Consider the following 8241-nt stretch of genomic DNA (forward strand, 5'->3'; position numbering starts at 1 on the left):
CCATCACCCAAATTCTGGCATAGCTCCGGACGCCATGCTTCCTTCCATAAGAATTTCGTCTTGCCGCGTGAAAAGATGATCACCGCGTTGCTACATCGGGCACAAGAACGCGGAGAGCTTGCTTCCGGTCGTAATCTGGAAATGATTTCAACCATGATCCATGGCGCGTTCTGGTATCGCCTTCTTAACCGTGGCGCGTTTGATGTTCGTCTGGCACAGGACATAGCTCAAGAAATCTTAGGATGTCTGCCTTCATCGCTTTAGTGCGCTACGGTTAATTTCCTGCACGCGCAACACGTTGTTTCTGAACAGTATCTGGCGGTATGCAGACGTTCGCTGGGTCTGCGAAGAGTTCTCTGCCAGACAGGCAAAAGCGGCCATGCAAGCCCAAGCAGACCGAAACCCACATGCTGTGCTGCGCCCCAAGGTCGGCTCTGCGCAGGGAGGGGGCTTTGCAGAGGCCTGTAACGTGAGGTGCGAACGGCCCGTTGCTGCCATCAATCCGCCTTTACGGATGCTGCGGCGCGGCCCGTCGAAGGAGACATTCGCTGTGCGTGCCAGGTGAGCTAGGCAGCGGAGGTCAGGGGGGCCGGACACACTGGGAGTTCGTAAAATTAGCACAATGTCGCCATTCAACGGGACACAGCCCGTCGTTTATGTGATAGAGTAAAAGAGAGTGTGGCGAATTCTTGCGCAGTGGCACTTACGTTGTGTCTCGCTGATCGTGAAACCGCCACATTACTGTGATATGTGTACAGCCCATAAACACAGTAGCTTCCTGAGTGCCTTGAGTATGGATCGCGATATTGGCCACTATTTCCGTCTATGATGTAAATGACATTGATATAATCGACTTGGCAACTGGGGTGGAGCCTTCGACAAATCCACTGACAGCCCAAGAAGATGGCCTCGCGTTGAACAATGAGATGGCTTGGCCATTTGACGGATTTGCAATTACGCTTGGCAGTACAACAACGGATATCAACTTCAACGACAATGATGGCATTCTGTCGGATGATCCCGTCTCGGGAGCTACCTTGATCGATCAGCAACTGACATCTGATGTCAGCATTGCTGGTAATACATACATAGCGAATGCAGAAACGACTCTTTGGCAGGACCCAGCCCCGGTGTATGTGCAGAACGAGTATGAAGTTCCTGTCATAGGTCCAGATGGGACCGAATATACGATGGTCGCGGTGTCAATCGGAGAAGGCTATAGCTTTACCGTTGTCGGAGTGACTTTTGACGGGCCGGCACCACCTGCGGGTACAACGCTGACGTACGAATATAACTCGGCGATCACCAACAATACGTCTTCTGAGATTGTGTCAGTCCCCTGTTTCACACGCGGCACATTTATTGAGACGAATCGTGGAAGCCTACGGATTGAATCGCTCCGAAAAGGTGACCTGTTGCAGACACGTGATCACGGGCTGCAAGAGGTTATATGGGTTGGTTCAAAAAAGCTTAATCTGACCGCACAGACAGATCAGATGCGGCCAATCGTTTTGCGTCGCGGATGCCTTGGTGCAAATCTGCCGTGCCGCGATGTGCGTGTTTCGCCTGCGCATCGGATTCTTGTGAGCGGAGCGCATGTTGAACTGCTTTTCGGTGAGTTTGAAGTGCTCATTGCTGCTAAACATCTTCTTGACCTTGGGGGGGTCGAACGGGATCTAGGTGCAACTGAGATCGAATACTTCCACATATTGTTTGATCAGCATGAGATAGTTCAGACCTCGAACATGGCCTCCGAGAGCTTTCATCCCGGGCAAATTGGCATCTCTGCGCTGGACGCTGACGTGCGTAACGAGATATTCTCGCTCTTTCCTGAATTGAAACGGTACGGCTTTGCCCGATACGGCTCTACAGCGCGTATGACGTTGAAAAAACATGAAGCTGAACTTTTTTGTTTCGAAGAAAGCAAAATCTACGCAGCATAAAAGTGTAAAAGGCGGTGGTTTTCGGGTCTGGGTCATGTTGAAAAAAGGCGAACCGGAGTCGGCTCTGGCCGCACGTTACAGCGCGACGCTCGACAGCATTTATCGCTGGCGGGGACGGACCTGTTGAAGGCCGTTCGCACACCGCTCATCAGCTGGCAACAACCTTGACCCCAGCGCAGGTAACCGCCTTGATATCCAATCCTTGAGCTTCCGGTGCACCTTGCAGAAACGTCGCGAAAGGGCTGTGCGCGGCCAACTGGTTGCTTGCGCCGAATCCTGCAAGGTCAAGATTTGCGTGCGGCACCGCCGCAAGTCCGGATTGGTCCGACTTGGGCCGATGCTGCGAAGCGTACAAAGGGCAGCTATGCATCGCAAACGTCGCCAAATTTCATGGCGGCGTTTGATTTCATTATGGAACAGAAAAAGTCAAAGGCCCCGAACGTGTGGACTATTTCAGGAACTGTTCGGCGACCAACGATTGTTGCTTTAATCCATCCGGATCAAGGCCGGTTTTGAGTTTACTGAAGTCTTCGGACCATTCAGAAGTCCGCGCGCGTACAGGAGGCTGTTCTGAACCCATTACCTTCATGACAATCGCAGCGACCTCATCCGCGCTCTGGTAGATGCCCGTCTCTTGGCGGTTTTGAGAACTCGAAATATATTTTTGAAGGATCGGCAGGTATTCGTCCTCCAACATGCCACCTGTCTGTTCGACTTGCTCCAACACCGTATTGGCGAACTCAGAAGCTATGCCGCCTGGCTCAACGGCGGTGAAGTGGATGCCGAACGCTGGGGTGATGTAGCTGGCCATTGCCTCCGTCAGGCCTTCGACAGCAAATTTCGCGCCGCAGTAGATTTCATTGAACGGCTGACCAACCAAGCCACCGACAGAACTAATGTTAATCACATGGCCGGCGCGGGCTTTGCGCATGTGTGGCATGACCGCCTTGATGCAGCGCGCGACGCCTGTGTAGTTGATGTCGAGGATCTTTTGGATATCAGATTCTTCGGCCTGCTCAAGGCTGCGCACATACCCCATGCCAGCGTTGTTGATCAGCACATCAATGCGGCCCTGTTCGGCAATTACGGTATCGACTGCTGCGTTGACAGAGGCCGCATCCTGCACGTCAAGTTGCAGCACGTTCAGCGTTACCCCCGCAACCTTTGCAGCCGCATCGAGGGTGTCGCGTTTTTGCGTGTTGCGCATGGTCGCATACACGGTGTGTCCGGCCTGTGCAGCCTGAACTGCAGTGGCCACGCCAAGGCCAGTGGATGTGCCTGTGATGAGTATAACTTTCGGCATGGTTTGATCCTTTTGATTACTATTTTGCGATCGAAAGCCAGACCCGCTCAAAGGTCTGTTCGATCAGAGTTTCGGGGATTTTCTGACCTGAAAGGACGGCACTGCGTGCGAGCTGCATGGCGGGAGCCACCAACAAAAGTGAAAGCAGACTGGTATCAAGATCGGCCAAGGTGCCGTCATCCACCCCGCGTTTTAGAAGTGCCGCAATTTCAGCGGCATATTTGTCTGTGATGGCTTGTTGTTCTGGTGAGAGTATCTTTGCAGCACTCGCATAATCGAGAAACAGGAAGTCCTGCGGGCGGTTATGCACAAAGTCGAACATCGCAAACCACATATTTCGAACAAGTTGCGCGCTGTCGGTCTCGACTTGGTGTTTGGTGACGGTGTGGTGGAAGTCTGCCTTGAGTTCCATGTACACCTTCCGGAGCATGTCATCCTTGTTTTCAAAATGGACATAGACCGTGCCCGCAGACACCTTTGCCCGCGCAACGATGCCTGCTACATTTAACGAGGAAATCCCGTTTTCCACCACTTCGGCGACCACAGCGTCGCGGAGTTTTTCTCTGGTTTCTGGTTTGCTCAGTCTTGGCATTGATCATCCTCACCTCAGGCAATGGTCAATTTACGTAATGAATATTCATTATCAATACTAGTGAAGCAACTTTTCATGTCTTTGTAGGTTTTAAGATTTCAGGTAAGCGACCGAAGCACTCACAGTGCGGATGCTGCTGGCCAAGCGTCCGGCTCGGCTTTTGCAGGGCACATGGCTATTCGTTCAGTCGATGCATGTGGCTTGCAGCCAAGTTCTGCCAAGGGCCATTGTGACCGTCTTGCAAAGCAACGTTTGCCTGCACTGCAGAGCTCATCCTGCCAGATCATGCTGCACGATGCCACCTATGCCTGGTTTGAGGAAGCAACAGCTTAGCTCAGATCAGCCCGACAAGTGGCAGCTTAGGGCCGTTTCCAGAAGCGATTGTCTTTGCGAATGGGGTGATGGCGGTATTGCCGTGTTTGTGGATCTCTGTATGGCAGCGGGGTGTGTCGAAGGCGCCATCCATTGCCCGGCAGGCGATAGCAAAGCAATCGGCCGAGAGGGCGCCATCCCCCTAGGGACTTGATCCCCGTGCTGTCCGCCAACGGGTTGCGGCCTCCCGGCGACCGGCGGCTCGGGATCCCGACGGTGATGTTCTTTTTCCTGCGGCTCAGGGTAAAAAGCCGAGAACCGGCCAATCCACTCCGGCCATCTGCAAAATGCTAGACACTAAGCCTGTCGTCTACCGGGTTGGCTGGCCGCACAGCAGTTTCATCATCAGGCAGATCCGGATCACAAGATCGGTGCTTGGGGAGGTTGCTGCAATTTTCAACCGTGAATGTCGGACCAATAAAGCGTTCGTCAGCGCACAGAGTAGGCCGCAAAATGCCATTTACTCTGCAATAGGGCGCACCATATGACCTGACGAGAGGGAAGAACCCTCGCCCCTAAATTAAAGAGTGAGACTACCATGAAACATATCATCGCTGCATCTGCCGTCCTCGCGCTTTTCGCAGGTTCCGCTTCGGCCGCAAACTCTCAGATGCATGAACGTCATGCCCCTTTCCCGAATGGCGTCACCGCCACGGACACGGCGAGCGTCCCGGCGAGCACGGTTTATTCCCCCAAGGATCTGCATCGGGCAAATCTAAAGCCGACTGATACTGTGGAAGTGACCGTCATCCCGACGACCAAAAACCTCCCCACGCGTAGACACGAAAGCTGAAAAAAACTTCCATTTATGATAGCGGGCGTCTGCAAAATGCAGGCGCCCCCAATTTTTGTTGGCAAGTACCGCGTGTATCCTAGAGAAGCTTCGCAATCCTATTCTCCTTGTTTTATGATTTTCCGACGCCCCTACATAAAACTGGGTCTTGTGCACTGTGCGTCATTCGCAGCCCAGCGTTCGCCTTGGATCCGAAGATAAAAGGCGGAAACTGGTCGTTCGCTGTCGATGTCTTTTATCGCGGACATGTGGTGCATCTTTGTGCCAGCCATCCGCACCTGGTTCAGGAAAGACATGTCGAGCATAGATAATCGAACCATACTGTGCGCACATTGTGCTTACAGGCCACACCATGGAGGTCCGAGACAATGCCGACCAAGAATAAAACCCTTGAGGAAAACATGCTTGGCGCCAACGGGATGTTGGCGAAATCCCTTGAGGCTCTGCGCAGCGCCAGTGAGCGGCTCAACATCCACCCCGATGTCTTCGAAGAACTGAAATGGCCGCGCGAGACGTTGGCCGCCACACTTTTGATCCGGATGGACGACGGAAGCCGCAGGGCGTTCAAGTCGTGGCGGTGTCGCTACAATGATCGGCGCGGACCGACCAAGGGCGGCGTCCGATTTCATCCAAACGTCTCGCTCGACGAAATCGAGACACTCTCTTTCTGGATGACGTTCAAATGTGCCGTCGCCAATCTGCCGTTTGGCGGCGGAAAAGGCGGGGTGTGCGTTGATACCAAGGCGCTTTCGGCCAACGAGCTAGAGCGGTTGAGCCGGGCCTATATCGAGGCATTTGCCCCTTTCATTGGACCCGATCGCGATATTCTGGCGCCGGACATGTATACCAATGGCATCGTCATTGCTTGGATGGCGGACGAATACAGTTCGATTTCTGGGCAGGCATCACCGAGCGCAATTACCGGCAAGCCACTAGCCTTTGGCGGAACGAACGGACGCGTCGATGCGACGGCGCGCGGTGGATATTATACCCTGCGCCATCTGGAAACCTCGCTTGCTCTCAATCCGGAAAGCGCCACCGTGGCGATCCAAGGGTTTGGAAATGTGGGCTATTACTGCGCCAAGCTCCTTCATGCAGACGGATATAAAATCATCGCCATCTCGGATTCTGGCGGCGGCATATACGACAAAAGCGGTTTGGATCCGCTGGCTGTCATGCAGCACAAGCATGAAACAGGCGGCGTGAAAGGTGCAAAGGGCCAAGGCAAGACGAACGAGATTACCAACGCAGAGCTGTTGGAGCTTGAGTGCGACGTGTTGGTGCCCGCAGCATTGGAGCGACAGATCACGCTCGACAATTGCGACAAGATCAACGCCCGCATCATTCTTGAAATGGCAAACGGCCCCGTGTCGCCCGAGGCCGATAGAAAGCTGAGCGCTGCTGGGCAAATCATCGTGCCCGATATCCTCGCGAATTCCGGCGGGGTCACGGTTTCGCACTTGGAATGGGTTCAGAACAGATCCGGTTTCTATTGGGACAGTTCGCGTGTCCGGGATCACTTGAAAAAAACAATGGAAACCGAGACCCAAGCGATCTGGGCTTTGCACAATGAAATGGACCTGTCGATGCGCGATGCCGCGTATACCCATGGCCTTCGTCGGATTGCGGAATCCGTGGAAGCCCGTGGTACCCCCGCCTATTTCGAAGGATCGTAGTCGCACAACCTGACGTCGATCCCTATGGGAATGAAAGAAGAGATAGGGTTGCTGGTTAAGGCGTCTTGCTGTTTTCGGCGCATTCTGCGCAACGCATCGCACAGCTGGTTTGGTGACGCTGCACTGCGGCGCGAGATAAGCCGACGAAAGGCCCCTGTGAGCCCTTCGCCTGCTGTTTGAACGGTATGACTTTCAATCCGCCGCTGGTGAATGCCACGGCGCCTTCGCTGCGGATGGTCTCGAGCGCTTTGTCGAACGTTACGCGATCATCGTCGAAGAGATTGTCCCAAACGATAGATGGCCGTCTTCGGTCACAACGTCCGGTGTCGATCTCTCCCCACCTTCGAGTTTGCAGATATCCACCTTGAATGGCACCCCATCCTCGACGATGCGCCGCGAGGCGTCGGAAATGACAAGGTTGGTTTCGCGTTCCATCTGACGACTTCGTTGTTCGTCGGCAGGGAATAGGGGCGGCGATCACGGAAGCCAACTCCGCAAAGCGGGATCTGGTCGCAGCATCTGAGACGAGCAATGAAGGGTAGCAACGGGCCTGAAGTGCAATTCTCCAGTCACGACCCGGCGTCAAACTAGACAGAGCAACCGAAAACAGTGTCCATGGAGGGCGAAGGAGACCAACGTGACCAAACCAAGTAAGGCTGAAATCGTAGACCTCGTGAGCGACCGCGCAAGAAATCGGATAAAGGGCAGTGTGCGGCTAGAGATGCCGGGCACTGCGACGCTCTTTGTGGACGAAACCGGAGCAATTGAGAGTGATCGGGCCGCTGACATAACTCTGACGGCGGATGCTAGCGTGTTCTACGACATCGCAATGGGAGTAAAGAACCCCGCAAAGGCGTTTATGATGCGCCAACTAAAAATAGACGGGAACCCTATGAAAGCGCTCAAAATTGGAGAAATCCTGAGCACGACGAAATAGGTTTCCTGACGGTATACGACCCGGTTTCATCGCAGGTTTGATGCATTCCCCCAGCGAGACGAGGTATTGCTGGGAAACGCGCGAATGCTCGGTCGATAAAACCGCCGCGAATTGCAGCACTGTCAGCGGCACCGAGTTCAAATCATTTTGGATCATGGGCGAGCTGCGAATGTCCGTTTGGGCGAGCCGCACCGCAACGGGCACTCGGCAGGATGAAGGACTGCAACGGGCCGGATCGTGCTCCTCATCACGCTCCCACACGACCCCAAGGGACAACATTGCCGCAGCTTTCAATATTGCGAGCCAGTCCTAGATTTTAGCACGCAAAGCAGAAACTAGATCCGCTGCTCAACCGGCACTTACGGCTCAAGTCTTGCCAAGATCGCTGCGGCCGATGTGCCTGTGGCGCGCGCCAATATCACCAACTCGACCACGTCGATCCGGCGCTCGCCACTCTCGATCCGGGCGATCATTGACTGATGGCAGCTTAGTCATTCGGCCATAGCGCTTTGCGACAGGCCCGCAGCCCTGCGTGCGGAAATGAGCACTTCGATCAGGGCCGCTTGACCAGCGGAGTGAATGGTTCGGGTCATGGTCGGAGCTATGGTTGAATCTGGGTGACGCG

General features: G+C 54.3%; 9 protein-coding genes. 5 read left to right on the plus strand and 4 right to left on the minus strand.

Translation table 11 applies throughout. The annotated features are described in order from the left end of the window. The coding region (locus DT23_RS19210) for a TetR-like C-terminal domain-containing protein (RefSeq protein WP_205618259.1) at positions 1 to 264 on the plus strand (264 nt) is incomplete at its 5' end. A gap of 542 nt (positions 265 to 806) precedes the next feature. After that, entirely contained in the window at positions 807 to 1943 is a 1137-nt protein-coding gene (locus DT23_RS15765) for a Hint domain-containing protein (protein WP_156023984.1), read from the plus strand. 448 nt (positions 1944 to 2391) lie between these two features. Here the strand turns inward: DT23_RS15765 and DT23_RS15775 are convergent, their stop codons facing one another. Together DT23_RS15775 and DT23_RS15780 are read right to left on the minus strand one after the other, a co-directional pair. Then, positions 2392 to 3246 (minus strand): SDR family oxidoreductase, encoded by an 855-nt coding sequence (locus DT23_RS15775; RefSeq protein WP_038132784.1) that lies wholly within the window; start codon positions 3244 to 3246, stop codon positions 2392 to 2394. Between the two features lie 19 nt (positions 3247 to 3265). Continuing rightward, complete coding sequence (locus DT23_RS15780; RefSeq protein WP_240473641.1) at positions 3266 to 3838, minus strand: TetR/AcrR family transcriptional regulator; 573 nt, start codon at positions 3836 to 3838, stop codon at positions 3266 to 3268. A gap of 910 nt (positions 3839 to 4748) precedes the next feature. On the opposite strand from DT23_RS15780, the gene DT23_RS15785 reads away from it, so the two are divergent. Both DT23_RS15785 and DT23_RS15790 read left to right on the plus strand, forming a co-directional pair. Continuing rightward, positions 4749 to 5003, plus strand: coding sequence for a hypothetical protein (locus DT23_RS15785; protein ID WP_038132786.1), 255 nt, complete (start codon positions 4749 to 4751; stop codon positions 5001 to 5003). 515 nt (positions 5004 to 5518) lie between these two features. After that, the gene (locus DT23_RS15790; RefSeq protein ID WP_205618260.1) at positions 5519 to 6679 is read left to right on the plus strand and encodes a Glu/Leu/Phe/Val family dehydrogenase; all 1161 of its coding nucleotides are present in this window, start codon (positions 5519 to 5521) and stop codon (positions 6677 to 6679) included. Between the two features lie 258 nt (positions 6680 to 6937). Here DT23_RS15790 and DT23_RS19625 read toward each other — a convergent pair whose 3' ends face one another. Next, positions 6938 to 7114: a hypothetical protein gene (locus DT23_RS19625; RefSeq protein ID WP_156023985.1), complete on the minus strand. Its 177-nt coding sequence runs from the start codon at positions 7112 to 7114 to the stop codon at positions 6938 to 6940. 202 nt (positions 7115 to 7316) lie between these two features. Between DT23_RS19625 and DT23_RS15795 the strand changes: the two genes are divergently transcribed. After that, complete coding sequence (locus tag DT23_RS15795) at positions 7317 to 7616, plus strand: SCP2 sterol-binding domain-containing protein (RefSeq protein ID WP_038132788.1); 300 nt, start codon at positions 7317 to 7319, stop codon at positions 7614 to 7616. A gap of 359 nt (positions 7617 to 7975) precedes the next feature. Here the strand turns inward: DT23_RS15795 and DT23_RS20110 are convergent, their stop codons facing one another. Beyond that, entirely contained in the window at positions 7976 to 8089 is a 114-nt protein-coding gene (locus tag DT23_RS20110; protein ID WP_240473642.1) for a hypothetical protein, read from the minus strand. Positions 8090 to 8241: the final 152 nt, after the last annotated feature.

It is taken from the genome of Thioclava indica (genome assembly GCF_000714545.1).
In the GTDB taxonomy this organism is placed as follows: domain Bacteria; phylum Pseudomonadota; class Alphaproteobacteria; order Rhodobacterales; family Rhodobacteraceae; genus Thioclava; species Thioclava indica.

Bases quoted from the DNA above. Each gene is read 5' to 3' on its own strand.
- DT23_RS15775 (WP_038132784.1), bottom strand. From the start codon at position 3,246: ATGCCGAAAGTTATACTCATCACAGGCACATCCACTGGCCTTGGCGTG.
- DT23_RS15780 (WP_240473641.1), bottom strand. From the start codon at position 3,838: ATGCCAAGACTGAGCAAACCAGAAACCAGAGAAAAACTCCGCGACGCT.
- DT23_RS15785 (WP_038132786.1), top strand. From the start codon at position 4,749: ATGAAACATATCATCGCTGCATCTGCCGTCCTCGCGCTTTTCGCAGGT.
- DT23_RS19625 (WP_156023985.1), bottom strand. From the start codon at position 7,114: ATGGAACGCGAAACCAACCTTGTCATTTCCGACGCCTCGCGGCGCATC.
- DT23_RS20110 (WP_240473642.1), bottom strand. From the start codon at position 8,089: ATGATCGCCCGGATCGAGAGTGGCGAGCGCCGGATCGACGTGGTCGAG.